General features: G+C 68.1%; 17 protein-coding genes and 1 pseudogene. 14 read left to right on the forward strand and 4 right to left on the reverse strand.

The window, feature by feature from the left end; translation table 11 throughout:
- The first annotated feature begins 206 nt into the window (after positions 1 to 206).
- The 5 genes from B5X82_RS04300 (at position 207) to B5X82_RS04320 (ending at position 5,263) form a co-directional block, all read left to right on the forward strand.
- Positions 207 to 551 carry a UrcA family protein gene (locus B5X82_RS04300; protein ID WP_176152461.1) on the forward strand — a complete coding sequence of 115 codons (345 nt, stop codon included), beginning with the start codon at positions 207 to 209 and terminating at the stop codon, positions 549 to 551.
- A gap of 314 nt (positions 552 to 865) precedes the next feature.
- Entirely contained in the window at positions 866 to 1,621 is a 756-nt protein-coding gene (gene otsB, locus B5X82_RS04305; RefSeq protein WP_079646870.1) for a trehalose-phosphatase, read from the forward strand.
- Positions 1,618 to 3,414: a glycoside hydrolase family 15 protein gene (locus B5X82_RS04310; protein ID WP_079646872.1), complete on the forward strand. Its 1,797-nt coding sequence runs from the start codon at positions 1,618 to 1,620 to the stop codon at positions 3,412 to 3,414. Before otsB ends, B5X82_RS04310 begins: the two co-directional genes overlap by 4 nt.
- Positions 3,411 to 4,802: an alpha,alpha-trehalose-phosphate synthase (UDP-forming) gene (locus B5X82_RS04315; protein ID WP_079646874.1), complete on the forward strand. Its 1,392-nt coding sequence runs from the start codon at positions 3,411 to 3,413 to the stop codon at positions 4,800 to 4,802. The genes B5X82_RS04310 and B5X82_RS04315 overlap by 4 nt, the downstream gene beginning before the upstream one ends.
- Positions 4,803 to 4,942: 140 nt before the next feature.
- Complete coding sequence (locus B5X82_RS04320; RefSeq protein ID WP_079646876.1) at positions 4,943 to 5,263, forward strand: DMT family transporter; 321 nt, start codon at positions 4,943 to 4,945, stop codon at positions 5,261 to 5,263.
- Positions 5,264 to 5,297: 34 nt separating this feature from the next.
- Here the strand turns inward: B5X82_RS04320 and B5X82_RS27320 are convergent.
- From B5X82_RS27320 to B5X82_RS04340, 4 genes and pseudogenes are all read right to left on the reverse strand, one after another.
- A pseudogene (locus B5X82_RS27320) lies at positions 5,298 to 5,577 on the reverse strand (type II toxin-antitoxin system RelE/ParE family toxin).
- Entirely contained in the window at positions 5,574 to 5,861 is a 288-nt protein-coding gene (locus tag B5X82_RS04330) for a CopG family ribbon-helix-helix protein (RefSeq protein WP_079646878.1), read from the reverse strand. Before B5X82_RS04330 ends, B5X82_RS27320 begins: the two are co-directional and overlap by 4 nt.
- 56 nt (positions 5,862 to 5,917) lie before the next feature.
- Positions 5,918 to 7,426: a YifB family Mg chelatase-like AAA ATPase gene (locus tag B5X82_RS04335; RefSeq protein ID WP_079646880.1), complete on the reverse strand. Its 1,509-nt coding sequence runs from the start codon at positions 7,424 to 7,426 to the stop codon at positions 5,918 to 5,920.
- 70 nt (positions 7,427 to 7,496) lie between these two features.
- Positions 7,497 to 7,997 carry a DUF3251 domain-containing protein gene (locus B5X82_RS04340; RefSeq protein WP_079646882.1) on the reverse strand — a complete coding sequence of 167 codons (501 nt, stop codon included), beginning with the start codon at positions 7,995 to 7,997 and terminating at the stop codon, positions 7,497 to 7,499.
- A 234-nt stretch (positions 7,998 to 8,231) separates the two neighbouring features.
- Between B5X82_RS04340 and rpmH the strand changes: the two genes are divergently transcribed.
- From rpmH to B5X82_RS04385, 9 genes are all read left to right on the forward strand, one after another.
- A complete protein-coding gene (gene rpmH / locus B5X82_RS04345) occupies positions 8,232 to 8,366 on the forward strand; it encodes a 50S ribosomal protein L34 (protein ID WP_012049799.1) in 135 nt (44 codons plus the stop codon).
- A 17-nt stretch (positions 8,367 to 8,383) separates the two neighbouring features.
- Positions 8,384 to 8,704, forward strand: a complete 321-nt coding sequence (gene rnpA, locus B5X82_RS04350; protein ID WP_079646884.1) for a ribonuclease P protein component — start codon at positions 8,384 to 8,386, stop codon at positions 8,702 to 8,704.
- Positions 8,701 to 8,913: a membrane protein insertion efficiency factor YidD gene (gene yidD, locus B5X82_RS04355; RefSeq protein WP_047167823.1), complete on the forward strand. Its 213-nt coding sequence runs from the start codon at positions 8,701 to 8,703 to the stop codon at positions 8,911 to 8,913. The genes rnpA and yidD overlap by 4 nt, the downstream gene beginning before the upstream one ends.
- Positions 8,914 to 8,952: 39 nt before the next feature.
- Positions 8,953 to 10,686, forward strand: a complete 1,734-nt coding sequence (gene yidC / locus B5X82_RS04360) for a membrane protein insertase YidC (protein ID WP_079646886.1) — start codon at positions 8,953 to 8,955, stop codon at positions 10,684 to 10,686.
- Complete coding sequence (yihA, locus tag B5X82_RS04365; RefSeq protein ID WP_079646888.1) at positions 10,683 to 11,345, forward strand: ribosome biogenesis GTP-binding protein YihA/YsxC; 663 nt, start codon at positions 10,683 to 10,685, stop codon at positions 11,343 to 11,345. Before yidC ends, yihA begins: the two co-directional genes overlap by 4 nt.
- 178 nt (positions 11,346 to 11,523) lie before the next feature.
- Positions 11,524 to 12,198, forward strand: coding sequence for a glutathione S-transferase family protein (locus tag B5X82_RS04370; RefSeq protein ID WP_079646890.1), 675 nt, complete (start codon positions 11,524 to 11,526; stop codon positions 12,196 to 12,198).
- Between the two features lie 82 nt (positions 12,199 to 12,280).
- Positions 12,281 to 13,405 carry a succinyl-diaminopimelate desuccinylase gene (dapE, locus tag B5X82_RS04375; RefSeq protein WP_079647320.1) on the forward strand — a complete coding sequence of 375 codons (1,125 nt, stop codon included), beginning with the start codon at positions 12,281 to 12,283 and terminating at the stop codon, positions 13,403 to 13,405.
- Between the two features lie 104 nt (positions 13,406 to 13,509).
- Complete coding sequence (locus B5X82_RS04380) at positions 13,510 to 14,706, forward strand: hypothetical protein (protein WP_079646892.1); 1,197 nt, start codon at positions 13,510 to 13,512, stop codon at positions 14,704 to 14,706.
- A gap of 6 nt (positions 14,707 to 14,712) precedes the next feature.
- On the forward strand, positions 14,713 to 15,642 hold the full coding sequence (locus tag B5X82_RS04385; protein ID WP_079646894.1) for a methylenetetrahydrofolate reductase: 930 nt from the start codon (positions 14,713 to 14,715) through the stop codon (positions 15,640 to 15,642).
- Positions 15,643 to 15,645 lie beyond the last annotated feature (3 nt).

Here is a 15,645-nt window from a genome sequence, read left to right on the forward strand (position 1 = left end):
GTCGACCGCCACCGGACGTTCGTCGGCCGAAATCGACCTTTGTGGAGGCGGCGGCGCGGTCGGTCGAAGTGTCGATGCGGGTCAACGGCCCTTGGCATAGTTGGTTGCTCAACGGCGGTTCGGAAGCAAGCCCGGGGCGCCGCGGAACAGGGATTTTACCGGACGAAGGTCGCCACCCCCGTCCGGCGCACAACAGGAGACACGACATGACCCGTTCGACCAAGATCATCGCCGCCCTCGCCGCCGCCCTCGCCACCAGCGGCACCGTCGCCTTCCCCGCCTATGCGGCCGAAGGGAAGGTCTCGGCGGTCAGCTATGCCGACCTCGATCTCGCCAGCGCCGACGGCGCGGCTTCGCTGAAGAAGCGGGTGGAGCGCGCGGCCCGCGACGTCTGCACCTTCGAGGGCGACCGTTCGCTCGACGGTGCGATGGAAGCCAAGGCCTGCGCCAAGGTCGCCACCGCCCGGGCGATGCCCCAGGTCGAGCTGGCGCTCGCCAAGGCCGGCACCCAGCTCGCCGACAACGGCCGGATCACCGTCGCCGCCCACTGACCCGACACGGCCGGAGCCAGCCCGGTCCCTACCTAGCCTCCCGGGAATCCCCAAGCACCTGACCCCCCGGGAGGCACCGCCTTACACGCGGCCGGACTGGCAATTTCCACCGCGTGGGACGCACCCTCGGGTTCCCTTGCCCGGGGGTGCTTTCCGTTGTGCCCGGCTTTTCCGGCGCATCCGCGCCATGAATTCGCGGCCGGAACGGAACCCAATCCCGCCGCCGCGCGTCCTCCCCGCAGTTCACCCCGGCCGATGACCGGTCCGTCCATGACCGGTTGATTCCACGGCTGTTATTGCGGCGAGGAAATGAAATGCTGTCCCGGTCCCATCAGCCGGTGCTCGCGCCCCCGCCGGCGATCGATCCAGCGAGCCACAGTCTTTTCGTCGATTTCGACGGGACGCTGGTGCCGCTCGTCGACCACCCGGAACTGGTGCGCGCCGACACCGAACTGGTCGAGCTGCTGACGACGCTGCACCGGCGCTTCGCGGGGCGGGTCGCGCTGGTCAGCGGCCGATCGATCGCCCAGCTCGACCAGATGGTCGGGCCGGTCACCGCGGAGATCGCCCTCGCCGGCAGCCATGGCGCCGAGGTGCGCCGCGACGGCCGGCTGATCGAGCCGCCCAGGCCCGAGGGGCTCGACGGCGCGATCGCGGACGTCCGGCTGTACGGCGCCGGCCATCCCGAGATGATCATCGAGGAGAAGAGCCATGGCGTGGCGATGCACTATCGCGTCGCGCCGATCCTGGAGGAGCCGGTCAAGCGCCGCGCCCAGGCGATCGCGGAGCGCCACGGCCTTGTCGTCCAGCCCGGCAAGATGATGGTCGAGCTGCGCGGCCCAGGCTGGAACAAGGGCGAAGCGGTCGAGGCGCTGATGGCCGAGGCGCCGATGGCGGGCAGCCGCCCGGTCGTGATCGGCGACGACCTGACCGACGAACCCGCGCTCGCGGTGGCGGGCGCGATGGGCGGCTTCGGCGTGCTGGTCGGCGCCCGTCGCGAAAGCGCCGCGCTCTACGGCCTCGCCGACGTCGGGTCGGTGCGCCGCTGGCTGTGGGAGGTCGCCGCGTGACCGCGACGCTCGACCTCTGGCCGATCGGCAATTGCCAGGCGTCCGCACTGGTCGACCGCGCCGGGCGCTTCGTCTGGGCCTGCGTGCCGCGGGTCGACGGCGATCCGGTGTTCTGCTCGCTGCTGGACGACAATCCGCCGGCGGCGCCGGGCGCACGCGGCTTCTGGGAGATCGACCTCGAGGACTGCGCCGAGACCCGGCAGGACTATATCCGCAATACCCCGATCCTCGTCACCCATCACATCGACGCGGCCGGCAACGCGATCGAGGTGGTCGATTTCTGCCCGCGCTTCTTCCGCCATGGCCGGATGTACCGCCCGGTCGCCTTCTGCCGGATCGTCCGGCCCACCGCGGGCAGCCCCCGCATCCGCGTGCGGCTGCGCCCCGCGCACGACTGGGGGGGCGGCGAGCCCGAACGGACGCGCGGATCGAACCATATCCGCTACATATTGAGCGAGACGACCTTGCGGCTGTCGACCTCGGCGCCGGTCGGCTGGCTCGAAAGCGAAAGGCTGTTCCGGGTCGAGCGGCCGCTCCACTTCTTCCTCGGCCCCGACGAGAGCTTCATCGGCGACATCGGCGACACGCTCGACACCATGCTCGAACACACCGCGCACGAATGGCGCCGCTGGGTGCGGGCGCTGGCCACCCCGGTCGAATGGCAGGAGGCGGTGATCCGCTCGGCGATCACGCTCAAGCTGTGCCAGCACGAGGAGACCGGCGCGATCGTCGCGGCGCTCACCACCTCGATCCCCGAGCACGCCGATTCGCAGCGCAACTGGGACTATCGCTACTGCTGGATCCGCGACGCCTATTATACGGTGCAGGCGCTCAACCGGCTCGGCGCGCTCGACGTGCTGGAAAGCTATCTCGAATATCTCCGCAACATCGTCGACAATGCCAAGGGCGGTCACATCCAGCCGCTCTACGGGGTCGGTGGCGAGGCGACGCTGGTGGAGGGCGTCGCCCCCGCGCTCAACGGCTATCGCGGCATGGGGCCGGTCCGCATCGGCAACCAGGCCTATGCCCAGGTCCAGCACGACGCCTATGGCCAGATCATCCTGTCCAACGCGCAGGCCTTCTTCGACCAGCGGCTCTACCGCATGGCGGGCGAAGAGGATTTCCGCGCGCTCGAGAAGATCGGCGAGCGCGCCTGGCAGGTCCATGACCAGCCCGACGCGGGTCTGTGGGAGCTGCGGACCAGGAGTCAGGTCCACACCTATTCGGTGGCGATGTGCTGGGCGGCCTGCGACCGGCTCGCCAACGCCGCCGAGGCGCTGGGGCTGGGGGAGCGGGTCGGTTTCTGGCGCGCCCGCGCCGACGCCATCCGCGAGCGGATCGAAGCCGACGCCTGGCGCGAGGAGACGCAGCGCATCTCCGCGACCTTCGGTGGCGACGATCTCGACGCGAGCCTGATCCAGCTCCTCGACCTGCGCTTCGTCAAGCCGGGCGACGAGCGCTTCCAGGGCACGCTGCGCGCAGTCGAGGATGGGCTGCGGCGCGGATCGCACATGCTGCGCTACGCGACCGAGGACGATTTCGGTCTGCCGCACACCGCGTTCAATGTGTGCACCTTCTGGCTGATCGAGGCGTTATGGCTCACCGGGCGGACCGATGATGCAAGGGAATTGTTCGAAGAGATGCTGTCGCGCCGTACCCGCGCCGGGCTGCTGTCCGAGGATATCGATCCGGCGACGGGGGAGCTGTGGGGCAATTATCCGCAGACCTATTCGCTGGTCGGTGTGATCAACTGCGCCGCGCTGCTCAGCAAGCCGTGGAGCTCGGTGCGATGAGCCGGCTCGTCATCGTCTCCAACCGGGTGCAGCCGCCGATCGGCGAAGGCGGCAGCGGCGGGCAGGGCGGCCTCGCGGTCGCGCTGTCGGCGGCGCTGCGCGAATCGAGCGGCATCTGGTTCGGCTGGTCGGGCGAGACCACAGAGCAGTTCACCGGCCATATCAACCTGCAGCGCAATTTTGGCGTCACCACCGCGACGATCGACCTCGAGGAGCAGGACGTCGACGAATATTATAACGGCTATGCCAATCGGACGCTGTGGCCGCTCTTCCACTACCGGATGGACCTGGCCGAGTTCGAGAGCGGCTTCGCCGAGGGCTATGAACGGGTCAACCAGCGCTTCGCCGAGACGCTGGAGCCGCTGATCGAGCCGGACGACCTCGTCTGGATCCACGACTATCATATGTTCCCGCTCGGCCAGTATCTGCGCGACCGGGGGATTGCGAACCGGATCGGCTTCTTCCTCCACATCCCCTGGCCGCCCTATCGGCTGCTGTTGTCGCTGCCCAACCATCGCCAGCTCGTCGAGACGCTGTTCGCCTATGACGTGGTCGGCTTCCAGACGCGCGATTCGCTCGACAGCTTCCGTGACTATGTTCTCCAGGAGATGGGCGGTACGATCGCGGAGGATGGTAGGGTAACGGTCGGCGGCCGCTCGATGGTGGCGATCCACTGCCCGATCGGCATCGACACCGACAATTTCAAGGACGCAAGCCAGTCGACCGCCGCGCGCTACGCCCATTACCGGATGCGGCAGAGCGCCAACGGCCGCGACATGATCATCGGCGTCGACCGGCTCGATTATTCGAAGGGGCTGCAGGAACGCTTCCTCGGCTATGAACGGCTGCTCCAGCAGAACGACAACCTCCATGGCGAGGTGTTCCTGCTGCAGATCGCGCCGCCGTCGCGCAGCGACGTCCAGAGCTATCAGGAGATCCGTGCCTCGCTCGACGCGCTGTCGGGGCGGATCAACGGCGCCTATGCCGATGTCGAATGGGTGCCGATCCGCTACGTCAACCGCGGCTATCCGCGCGACCGGCTGGCCGGCATCTATCGCGCCGCCAAGGTCGGGCTCGTCACCCCCTTGCGCGACGGAATGAACCTGGTCGCCAAGGAATATATCGCCGCGCAGGACCCGGAGGACCCCGGCGTCCTGATCCTCTCCCGCTTCGCCGGCGCGGCCGAGCAGCTCACCGAGGCGCTGCTGATCAACCCCTACAGCGCCGAGGAGATCGCCGACGCGATCGAGCAGGCGCTGGCGATGTCGCTGGAGGAACGCCAGGCCCGCTGGCGCGCCTGCATGGACAATATCGAGAAGGAGGACGTGATGTGGTGGCGCCGCCGTTTCACCGCCGCGCTCGAAGGGGTGACCCAGTCGGCGGCGTGAACGAGGCCGGTCTCCGGCTTCCATCCCTTGACCCTTGGCGCCGCCATCCCTAGCTGGGCGGTGCGAGGCCACGTCCTCCCCCGCGCTGGCGGGCTTCAAGTCCGGGACGGCCCGGCAGCCCTTTGAAGAAGGAGGCTGCCATGGCCTGGGTGTTTCTGATCGTCGCCGGTGGACTGGAGGTCGTCTGGGCCTTCTTCATGAAGCAGTCCGAAGGCTTCACGCGCCCGGTGCCTGCCGCCATCACCATCGTCGCGATGATCGCCAGCTTCGCGCTGCTGTCCTGGTCGATGCGGTCGCTGCCGCTCGGCACCGCCTATACGATCTGGACCGGCATCGGCGCGGTCGGCGCCTTCCTGGTCGGCATCATGGTGCTGGGCGAGCAGGCGAGCGCGATGCGGATCGCGGCTGCGCTGCTGATCGTCAGCGGGCTCGTGCTGATGAAGCTGTCGTCCCAGGGATGAGCGGTGCCTTTGCCGAAGCGAACAGTAATCGCCCTCAATTTCGAGAGGGCCACTGCCGGCGCGCATGGAGCACGCGGAGAATTCGGATCCTGTCCCGGCCGACATCATAGATCAGAATGTAATTGGATGGACCGTCAACTCGCGCGTGCCACCCGCCCGGGCCGGCCCAGCGCCGGATGCCTGTCCAAGGGTGCTGATTTGGCTTCGAACAGTTCGTCGAGCGTCGCCGCGGCGGCCGGGTTGTTCGCCTCTATACTGTCATAGATGTCATCGCGATCCTGAATCGCTTCATGGGTCCAGTAGATGGCTTTCATTCAGAGCCGGTGATCCGCCGCAGCGTCGCAGCGCGGCGCGCCGCGAACTTCGCTTCCACGTCCGTCGCTGATATCAAACGCCCGGCATCGGCCGACTCCACGCCGAGTTGAACCTGCTGTCGGAACCAGTCCTCATATTCGGCCGCCTCGCGTTGGCTGGCGACATAATCGCGCATGAAATCCCGAATGAGCTGCGCGCCCGTGCGATCATGCGACTTGGCGGCATCGGCAAAGGCGCTTTTCAGCGCTTCATCGACCCGGAAAGTGAATGTGGCCTCGCCCATGCCGCCGATCTCCTGTGTTACATGATCAGTGCATGGTAACATAGGCGTCGCGATATTCAATTCGTCGGCGCCCGACGCCGATAGCTCAGAGCCTCGGCGATATGGACGCGCTGCACCGTTTCCGATCCCGCGAGGTCGGCCACGGTCCGGCTGACCCGCAGGACACGGTGATAGCCGCGCGCCGAGAGGCGCATCGCTTCGGCGGCCTGGGCGAGCAGCTTGCGACCGGCATCGTCGGGAGCGGCGACCGCGTCGAGCAGTTCGCCGTCGGCCTCGGCGTTGGTGCGGGCGCCGTGGGCCGCATAGCGCTCGGTCTGGATCGCGCGCGCGGCGGCGACGCGCGCGGCGACCTCGGCCGATCCCTCGGCGGGCGGCGGCAGGACGAGGTCGGCGGCGCTGACCGCGGCGACCTCGACATGGAGATCGATGCGGTCGAGCAGCGGGCCCGACAGCTTCGCCTGATAGTCGGCCGCGCATTTCGGGGCGCGTGAGCAGGCGAGGGCGGGATCGTCCATATGGCCGCAGCGACATGGGTTCATCGCCGCCACGAGCTGGACCCGCGCCGGGAAGGTGACGTGCGCGTTGGCGCGCGCGACCGAGACCTTGCCGGTTTCGAGCGGCTGACGCAGCGAATCGAGCACGGCGCGCTGGAACTCGGGCAGTTCGTCGAGGAACAGCACGCCGAGATGGGCGAGGCTGACCTCGCCGGGCCGCACCTTGATCCCGCCGCCGACCAGCGCCGCCATCGACGCCGAATGGTGCGGCGCGCGGAACGGGCGGGCGCGGATCAGCCGGCCGTCCTGCAATTCGCCCGCGACCGAAGCGACCATCGACACCTCCAGCGCCTCGGCGGGAGTCAGATCGGGAAGGATGCCGGGCAGGCAGGCGGCCATCAGCGACTTGCCGGCGCCCGGCGGCCCGCTCATCAGCAGGTTATGACCTCCGGCGGCGGCGATCTCCAGCGCGCGCTTGGCGGTTTCCTGGCCCTTCACCTGCTTCAGGTCGGCGAGCGGCGCGGGGGCCTCGGCGCTGCCCGGCGACGGCGGGGTCAGCGGCGCGCCGCCCTTGAAATGGCCGATCAGCGAGAGAAGGTCGGGGGCGCCGATCACCTCGATCGAGCCCGCCCAGGCGGCCTCGGGGCCTTGCGCCGCCGGGCAGACCAGCCCGAGATCGCGTTCCGAGGCGTGGAGCGCGGCGAGCAGCACGCCGGGCGCGGGCGCGACCCGGCCGTCGAGCCCGAGTTCGCCGACCACCACATAGGCAGCCAGCGTCTCGGCATCGATCACCCCCATCGCACCGAGCAGGCCCAGCGCGATCGGCAGGTCATAATGCGATCCTTCCTTGGGCAGGTCGGCGGGCGAGAGGTTCACCGTGATCCGCTTGGGCGGCAATGCGAGGCCGATCGCCGACAGCGCGGCGCGCACCCGCTCGCGGCTCTCGGCCACCGCCTTGTCGGGCAGGCCGACGACGATGAAGGCAGGCATGCCCGGCGCGACCTGCACCTGCACCTCGACCGCGCGAGCCTCCAGCCCGAGAAACGCGACCGTCGCGACATGCGATACCATCAACCAGCCCCCGATGTTCGCGGACTGTTCTAGAATCGTTACGCCGTTGCCGCAACGGCCGGGTCGTGCATCACTGGCTCAGCAGGTCGACCGTGCCGCTGTCGAAGCCCGAGACGCGCACCCAGCCGAGCTGGGTCGGCGGCACGCCGGCGAGGTCGACCGTATATTGCTTCCAGCTTCCGGGCGGCAGCGGCTCGGGCGCGGTGAACAGGAGCGACTGCGTATTGGTCGCCGCCATCGGCAGGCCCTTGGCGTCGTTGGAGCCCCATTCGATCTTGGCCTTGAGCCCACTCAGCCGCGCCGCGGTCGGATTGCCGAAGTCGAGCACGACGCGCGATCCGCTGGCATAGGGCTCGATATTGGCGATCGCGACGGCGATCCGCCCCATGTCGCCTTCGATCATGCTGTAGCCGGTGGCGCCGGGCTTCAGCGTGATCGCCTTGTGCGCGTCGGCGGCTTGCTCGACCTTGGCGAGGCGGGCCTCGATCGTCTTCAGCCGCTCCTCGGTCTTCGACCCGCAGGCGGTCAGCGCGGGCAGCAGCATCAGCATGCAGAGGGTGGTAGGGCGCATTTCATACTCTCCCGGATGTTCACCGCCGTTCCGAACGTCCGTGAAACGAAAAGGAGCCATCGTCCGTAACGAAATCCCGCTTCGGTCGACCGAGCCGGGGCGAATGGCATGAAACTGCGGCGGCGGACGCGACCGGCGATTGACTCATCCGGCCCTTTTGCCTAAGCGCGCTCCCGATATGTGGCTGCCGCATCGTTCGGCGGCCCCTTTTGTTTTGGATTTGAGGCAGAGACGATGAAGCGCACTTTCCAGCCGAGCAACCTGGTCCGCAAGCGGCGCCACGGCTTCCGTTCGCGCAGCGCCACCCCGGGTGGCCGCAAGGTGCTGGCGGCCCGCCGCGCGCGTGGCCGCAAGAAGCTGTCGGCCTGAACGGGACTCCCTACGCGGTGCTCCAGCGCCGCGCGGATTTTCTCGCGGCCAATGGCGGCAGGCGGGCGCCCATGCCCGGCTTCGTCCTGCTCGTCCGGCCCCGGGGCGATGACGATCCGGTCATGCGTCTCGGTATCACCGTCACCAAGAAGATCGGCAATGCGGTCGTCCGCAACCGCATGAAGCGGCGGTTCCGCGCGCTCGCGCGCGAGCTGCTGCCGGTTGCGGGAATAACGGGCGCCGATCATGTTCTGATCGGTCGCGCCGGCGGGGTCGAGCGCGATTTCGCGCAGCTCCGCGCCGAGCTGCTCAAGGCGCTCGGCAAGACCGCGCGATGATCGCCCGACTGATCATCCTGCTCGCCAGGGCCTGGCAGATGGGTCCGTCGCTGGTTCTTCCCCCCACCTGTCGCTATGTACCGAGCTGTTCGGCCTATACGATCGAGGCCGTCTCGCGCTATGGCGCGCTCAAAGGCGGGTGGCTGGGGTTCCGCCGGATCTGCCGATGCCACCCCTGGGGTGGGTCGGGTTTCGATCCGGTGCCCTGATCGCCAATCTGATCATCCAAGGAATTCCGGGAGTTTTTGGTGGAAAACCAGCGCAACATGATCCTCGCGATCGTCCTGTCGGCGCTCGTCCTGTTCGGATGGCAGTTCCTCGGTGACCGCTTCTTCCCGCCTGCCAAGCCGCCGGTGACGAAGATCGAGGGCGGCCAGGAGAAGGTTCTTCCCCAGCCCGGCGCCGATCCGGCCGCCGACGCTCCCAAGGCGATTCGCGCCCGCGCGACCGTGCTGCGTGAAACTCCGCGCGTCGCGATCGACACGCCCAAGCTCGCCGGCTCGATCAACCTGAAGGGCGCGCGGATCGACGACCTGGTGCTCAAGGCCTATCGCGAGACCGTCGCGAAGAACGCGCCGCCGATCCGCCTGCTCTCGCCGCTCGGCTCGCCCGAAGCCTATTATGCCGGCTTCGGCTGGACCGGCGACGGCGTCGACGCGCCGGGGCCCAACACCGTCTGGACCGCCAACGGCGGGAAGCTGACCCCGGAAACGCCGGTGACGCTGAGCTGGACCAACACGCGCGGCCAGCGCTTCGAGACCGTCATCGCGGTCGATCGCGACTATATGTTCACGATCACCCAGAAGCTGGTCAATGGCGGCGCGGGCGCCGTCGCGGCACGGCCCTATGGCCTGATCTCGAAGGACGGCGTGTCGAAGGACCCTTCGAGCTGGACCCTGCACACCGGTCCGATCGGCGTGTTCAACGACGCGGCCAATTACGACCTCAGCTTCAAGAAGCTCGACGAGGCCGGCCAGCCCGGCATCCGTTTCGCCAGCACCGGCGGCTGGCTCGGCTTCGGCGATAAATATTGGCTGACCGCGCTGGTCCCCGACAGCAAGGCGTCAGTCGACGCGGGCTTCCTGTCGACGGCGCCGCAGGTCTATCAGGCGGTCGAGAGCGGGCGCGCGCTGGTGATCGCGCCGGGCAAGGCCGCCTCGGTCTCGCAGCGCTTCTTCGCGGGCGCCAAGGAAGTCGCGCTGCTCGACCGCTACGAGAATGAGCAGGGCGTGCCGCTGTTCAGCCGTGCGATCGACTGGGGCTGGTTCCGCGTACTCGAGAAGCCGATCTTCTGGGTGCTCGACCAGGTGTTCAAGCTGGTCGGCAATTTTGGCGTCGCCATCATCATCCTCACCTTCCTGGTGCGCGGCCTGATGTTCCCGATCGCGCAGAAGCAGTTCCGCTCGATGGCCGGCATGCGCCGCGTCCAGCCGAAGATGAAGGAGCTGCAGGAGCGGCTGAAGGACGACAAGCCGCGCCTCCAGCAGGAGCTGCTCAAGCTCTATCAGGAGGAGAAGGTCAATCCGCTCGCGGGCTGCCTGCCGATCCTCGTCCAGATTCCGGTCTTCTATGCGCTCTACAAGGTGCTGATGGTGACGATCGAGATGCGGCACCAGCCCTTCGTGCTGTGGATCCGCGACCTGTCGGCGCCCGATCCGCTCCATATCCTCAACCTGTTCGGGCTGCTCGACTTCACTCCGCCGGCCTTTCTCGGCATCGGCGTGCTGGCGTTGCTGCTCGGCGTGTCGATGTGGCTGCAGTTCAAGCTCAACCCGCAGCCGATGGACGACGCGCAGAAGCAGGTGTTCGCGCTGATGCCGTGGATCATGATGTTCATCATGGCGCCGTTCGCGGCCGGCCTGCTGATCTACTGGGTTACCTCCAACTTCCTGACGATCGCGCAGCAGGCGTGGCTCTATCGCCAGCATCCGGTCGAGCCGGTGCCGGCAGCGGCCACCACCATCGTCGCGAAGAAGAAGTGAGCGAGGCCGACGACTTCGAGACGCTGATCGAGCCCGCGCGCAAGCTGTTCGCGGGCCCGGTCTCGTTCCTGAAGTCGGCTCCCGACCTGCGCTATCTGCCCGATCCGGTCGCGCCCGAGGTGGCCTTCGCCGGGCGGTCGAATGTCGGCAAGTCGTCGCTGCTGAACAGGCTGACCAACCGCGTCGGTCTCGCGCGCACGTCGAACACGCCCGGCCGCACGCAGGAGCTCAACTTCTTCGATGTCGGCGCGGACGAGGAGGGCGGCGTGCCGACACTGCGTCTCGTCGACATGCCCGGATACGGCTTCGCCAAGGCGCCCAAGGACATCGTCCGCAAATGGCGCCATGTCGTGAACGACTATCTGCGCGGCCGGGTCGTGCTGCGCCGCGCGCTGGTGCTGATCGACAGCCGCCACGGCATCAAGGACGTCGACCGCGAGATCATGGTGATGCTCGACAAGGCGGCAGTGACCTATCATCTCGTCCTGACCAAGGCCGACAAGATCAAGGCCAGCGAGCTCGCCGCCGTCACTGAGCGGACGGCGACCGAGGCCCGCACCCATGTCGCGGCCCATCCCCGGCTGCTCGTCACATCGAGCGAGAAGGACATGGGAATGGCCGAGCTGCGCGCGGCGATCCTCGACGCGATCCGGGCCTGATCCGGCCGATCCCGATTCCGTGGAAGTGAAACCGCCGATCGGCTAGACTCGATCCGGTTCAGGTTGAACCGGATCGAGTCCGCTTTTCTTTGTTCGCCGTGATTTCCGAGCCGGCAGATGATTCCATCTGCCTCGAAATCACTCTACAGCCGCGGGCATCCATGCATGGGAGGCCCCGATGACGCTCAGCATCTATATCGGCAACAAGGTCTATTCGAGCTGGTCGCTGCGCGGCTGGCTGGCGGCGCGGCAGTCGGGGCTGCCCTTCAAGGAGGTGGTCGCGCCGCTCTACGACGACAGCTGGGCCGAGCGGCGGCAGATGCCCGAATTCGAGCCGTCGAACGGCAAGGTGCCGATCCTGTGGGACGATGACAAGCCTGTCTGGGAAAGCCTGGCGATCATCGATTATCTGGCCGACAAGGTCGGTCGCGACCGCTTCTGGCCGGCAGACGACGCCGCCCGCGCGCTGGCGCGTTCCATGGCGTCGGAGATGCACGCCGGTTATCAGGCGCTGCGGTCGCAATGCGGCATGAACCTGCGCCACGTCTATCCGCCCGAGCCGCTGACGCCGGAGGTGGAGGCCGACGTCCAGCGCATCACCTCGCTCTGGGACCAGGCGAAGCGTCGCTTCGGGCAGGGGGGCGATTATCTGTTCGGCGGGTTCGGGGCGGTCGATATCATGTTCGCGCCGGTCGTCACCCGCTTCCGCACCTACTCGATCCCGCTCCCCTCGCTCGCCTCCGACTATTGCGCGGCGGTCTGGGACCATCCCTTCATGGTCGACTGGAGCCGCGGTGCGGCCGGCGAGAACTGGGTGATCGAGAAGTTCGAGCGGGCAGCGGAGAAAGCGTAGCCCCGCGCTCGCCATTTCGGACAACGCCGTGCTTCCCCTTTGCATATCGACGCGGGGCGGCTAGGCGGGCGCCGTGGTGAACATGATCGACCCCCTCGACCTGACCCGGCGCCTGATCGCCTGCCCCAGCGTGACTCCGGCCGATGCCGGGGCGATGGCCGTGATCGCGGCGACGCTGGAATCGATCGGCTTCACCGTCCATCGCTTCGCGGCCGGTGAGGCGCCCGACGGGCCGGTCGAGAACCTGTTCGCGATCCGGGGGCAGGGCGGGCCGCATTTCGCCTTTGCCGGGCATAGCGACGTGGTGCCGCCCGGCGACGGATGGACCACCGATCCGTTCGTGCCCGAGGTCCGCGGCGAGCTGCTCTACGGGCGCGGGGCGGTCGACATGAAGGGCGCGATCGCCGCCTTCATCGCCGCCGCGGCGCGGCTGGAGGGCCATCCCGGCACGATCAGCCTGATCATCACCGGTGACGAGGAGGGGCCGGCGACCTTCGGCACGGTCGCGCTGATGGACTGGATGAAGGCGCGAGGCCTCTGCCCCGACTTCTGCCTGGTCGGCGAGCCGACCTCTACCCACCGGCTCGGCGACATGGTGAAGATCGGCCGGCGCGGATCGGTCAACATGTGGATCGAGCATGCGGGGACGCAGGGCCATGTCGCCTATCCGCACCTCGCCGCCAATCCGATCCCGCCGCTGGTCAGGGCGCTCGACGCGCTCGCGGCGCTCCACCTCGATGACGGCAACGCCTGGTTCCAGCCGTCGAACCTGGAGATCACGACGGTCGACGTCGGCAATGCCGCGACCAACGTCATCCCCGCCGTCGCGCGGGCACGGCTCAACATCCGCTTCAACGACGAGCATCGCGGCGCCGACCTGGTCGAACTGGTCCGCCGCACCGTCGCCGAGCATGCGCCAGCCGCGACGCTGCGCGCCGTGATCTCGGGCGAGAGCTTCATCACTCCGCCCGGCGACTTCTCGGCGCTGATCTCGACGGCGATCAAGAAGGTGACCGGGCTGACCCCCGAGCTGTCGACCACAGGCGGCACCTCCGACGCGCGCTTCCTGTCGAAACTGTGTCCGGTCGTCGAATTCGGCCTGTGCAACGCGACGATGCACAAGCTCGACGAGGCGGTGGCGATCCCCGACCTCCATGCCCTGGCCGACATCTACGAGGAAATCGTCCGCGTCGCACTGGCGCACTGACGGCCGGCGGTGGGGTCCGTCCCACCCGGGCGGGTGGGACCGATTGTGGTTTATCCTGGCCGCATCCGGCCGCATCCCATCCGGAAACGGATGAGGATCAGGCCATGGCAGTTGCGGTCGTCAAGCAGGCCGGGGACGGGGAAGAGGTTCCGGCCGCGCAGAAATCCGAACAGGACTTCCGCTTCTACGACAATCGCCAGAAATATCTGATGTTCGTGAACACCTGCTCGGAAAAATGGGTGGTCGCCGAACGGGTCGCGCGCGAGATCGGGAAGCTTCGGCCGGAGCCGCCGGCGGTGCGCTTCTTCGACGCGGGCATGGGCGACGGCACGGTGCTCGCGCGGGTGATGCGGTCGATGCACGAAGCCTTCCCGCGTTTCCCCTTCTACGTCGCGGGCAAGGAGATCAGCCTCGAGGATGTCCGCCTGACACTCGACAAGATGCCCGACCGCTTCTTCGAGCATCCCGAGACGGTGCTGGCCGTCACCAACATCTCCTATGCCGAGGCGCCCTGGCTGATGCCGGGCAGGCCCGAGGCGCGCGAACGCATGGTGTGGAAGGCCGTCGCGCTGAAGGGCGACACCACGGCGGAGTTCGAGCGCCAGATCCTCGCGCTCCAGCCCTTCCTCGCCCGGAACTGGCGCACCCGGGTGTCGGAGAAGACCGGCAGCCTGGTTCCCGAGACGCCGACCACGCTGATCCTCTATCGCGAGGATTGCGGCTTCCTGCTCGACGGCATCGTCCCGCAGCGTGATCGTCCGCGCGCCGATTTCGACCTGGTCATCGCCAGCCAGCCCTTTCGTCTGAGCGCCCCGACCGCGTTCAAGGCGCAGCGCGTGCTCGCCCCGCTGGCCCGCGCGCTGCGCGCCAATGGCCGGCTGCTCGGCATCCATTCGGCGGGCAATGATCCGGGGCTGGAGATCATCCAGCACGTCTGGCCGTCGGAGGACCCGTTCACCACCTCACGCTACGCGCTGCTCGATGCGACGCGAAAGGCGCTGGGCGAGGAGGCGGAGCGGTTCCGCTTCGATCCGCTCACCAGTTCGGAGGCGCTGTTCCGCTACGAGATGCACACGCTGCCCGACGAGATCGACAGCGAGACCGCCTCGATCGGTACCTCGACCCTGCTCGCCGCGTGGAATGCCGCGACCTATGTGGCGCAGATCGACGACGAGCGGCTCGCGCGGGCGATGAGCGGACCCGCCTATCTCGATGCGACGCGCAAGGTGCTGCGCAAGAATGGCGAGTTGTGGTTCAACGACGAGAGCTATGTGATCGTCCGCAAGCCCGATGCGCATTGAGCGGCCATGACGCGCGGTTTTCCGATGGCGACGACGATGCGTGACGAGGCCTGGCCGGTCCGAGAGCGGATCGTAGCCTTCGCCCGCGACGCTTCCTTCGAGCTGTCGCCGCGCGACGGGGCGGCACTTGCGGCGGCGGCGTCGCTCGCGCCGGGCAGTCGGGTATCGATCACCTGGCTGCCGCGCGACGCCGACGACGATCGCGTCGCCGCCGCCCGCGCCCTGCACGATCGCGGACTGGTGCCCGTGCCGCATATCGCCGCCCGGATGATCGAGGACGAAGCGCATCTCGCCGGGCTGATCGGGCGGTTGTGCGGTGAAGCGGGCGTGTCGCAGCTGTTGGTGATCGGCGGCGACGCGAAGCAGCCGCGCGGGCCGTTCGCGGCGAGCACCGACCTGCTCTCCAGTCCCGCCCTGGCACATCCGATGGTGCGGCGGATCGCGGTAGGCGGCTATCCCGAGGGGCATCCATGGGCCGGGGAGGCGCTGCTCGACGCCAAGATCGCGGCGATCGGCGCGCTTGGTGTCACTGCGGAGGTCATCACCCAGCTCTGCTTCGATTCCGGTCCGATCCTGGCCTGGGCGCGGGTCTTCCGCGCCCGGCACCCGGAGGTGCCGGTGCGGCTCGGCATCGCCGGGCCGGCCAGCATCCGCACATTGCTGCGCTATGCGCGGATCTGCGGGGTGGGAAACTCGGCCAAGGCGCTCGTCGCGCGGGGGGCCTCGATCGCACGGCTGCTGGCGGAGGCGGCGCCCGATCCGCTGCTGCGCGATCTCGCGGAGACTCCGGACATCGACGCGCTGGCGCCGGTCGGGGTCCACCTTTTTCCCTTTGGCGGCTTCGAACGGACCGCGCGCTGGATCGGTGCGGTCGCGGAGGGACATTTCCGTTTTCGCGGATCGGACTCGGGTTTCCAGGTCGACCCTGCGGGGTGAGCC

The sequence above is a fragment of the Rhizorhabdus histidinilytica genome, assembly GCF_900167915.1.
Lineage (GTDB): Bacteria > Pseudomonadota > Alphaproteobacteria > Sphingomonadales > Sphingomonadaceae > Rhizorhabdus > Rhizorhabdus histidinilytica.

Excerpts from the sequence above, each read along its gene's own strand:
- B5X82_RS04300 (WP_176152461.1), top strand. The coding sequence starts at position 207 with ATGACCCGTTCGACCAAGATCATCGCCGCCCTCGCCGCCGCCCTCGCC.
- otsB (WP_079646870.1), top strand. The coding sequence starts at position 866 with ATGCTGTCCCGGTCCCATCAGCCGGTGCTCGCGCCCCCGCCGGCGATC.
- B5X82_RS04315 (WP_079646874.1), top strand. The coding sequence starts at position 3,411 with ATGAGCCGGCTCGTCATCGTCTCCAACCGGGTGCAGCCGCCGATCGGC.
- B5X82_RS04320 (WP_079646876.1), top strand. The coding sequence starts at position 4,943 with ATGGCCTGGGTGTTTCTGATCGTCGCCGGTGGACTGGAGGTCGTCTGG.
- B5X82_RS04330 (WP_079646878.1), bottom strand. The coding sequence starts at position 5,861 with ATGGGCGAGGCCACATTCACTTTCCGGGTCGATGAAGCGCTGAAAAGC.
- B5X82_RS04335 (WP_079646880.1), bottom strand. The coding sequence starts at position 7,426 with ATGGTATCGCATGTCGCGACGGTCGCGTTTCTCGGGCTGGAGGCTCGC.
- B5X82_RS04340 (WP_079646882.1), bottom strand. The coding sequence starts at position 7,997 with ATGCGCCCTACCACCCTCTGCATGCTGATGCTGCTGCCCGCGCTGACC.
- rpmH (WP_012049799.1), top strand. The coding sequence starts at position 8,232 with ATGAAGCGCACTTTCCAGCCGAGCAACCTGGTCCGCAAGCGGCGCCAC.
- yidD (WP_047167823.1), top strand. The coding sequence starts at position 8,701 with ATGATCGCCCGACTGATCATCCTGCTCGCCAGGGCCTGGCAGATGGGT.
- B5X82_RS04370 (WP_079646890.1), top strand. The coding sequence starts at position 11,524 with ATGACGCTCAGCATCTATATCGGCAACAAGGTCTATTCGAGCTGGTCG.
- dapE (WP_079647320.1), top strand. The coding sequence starts at position 12,281 with ATGATCGACCCCCTCGACCTGACCCGGCGCCTGATCGCCTGCCCCAGC.
- B5X82_RS04380 (WP_079646892.1), top strand. The coding sequence starts at position 13,510 with ATGGCAGTTGCGGTCGTCAAGCAGGCCGGGGACGGGGAAGAGGTTCCG.
- B5X82_RS04385 (WP_079646894.1), top strand. The coding sequence starts at position 14,713 with ATGACGCGCGGTTTTCCGATGGCGACGACGATGCGTGACGAGGCCTGG.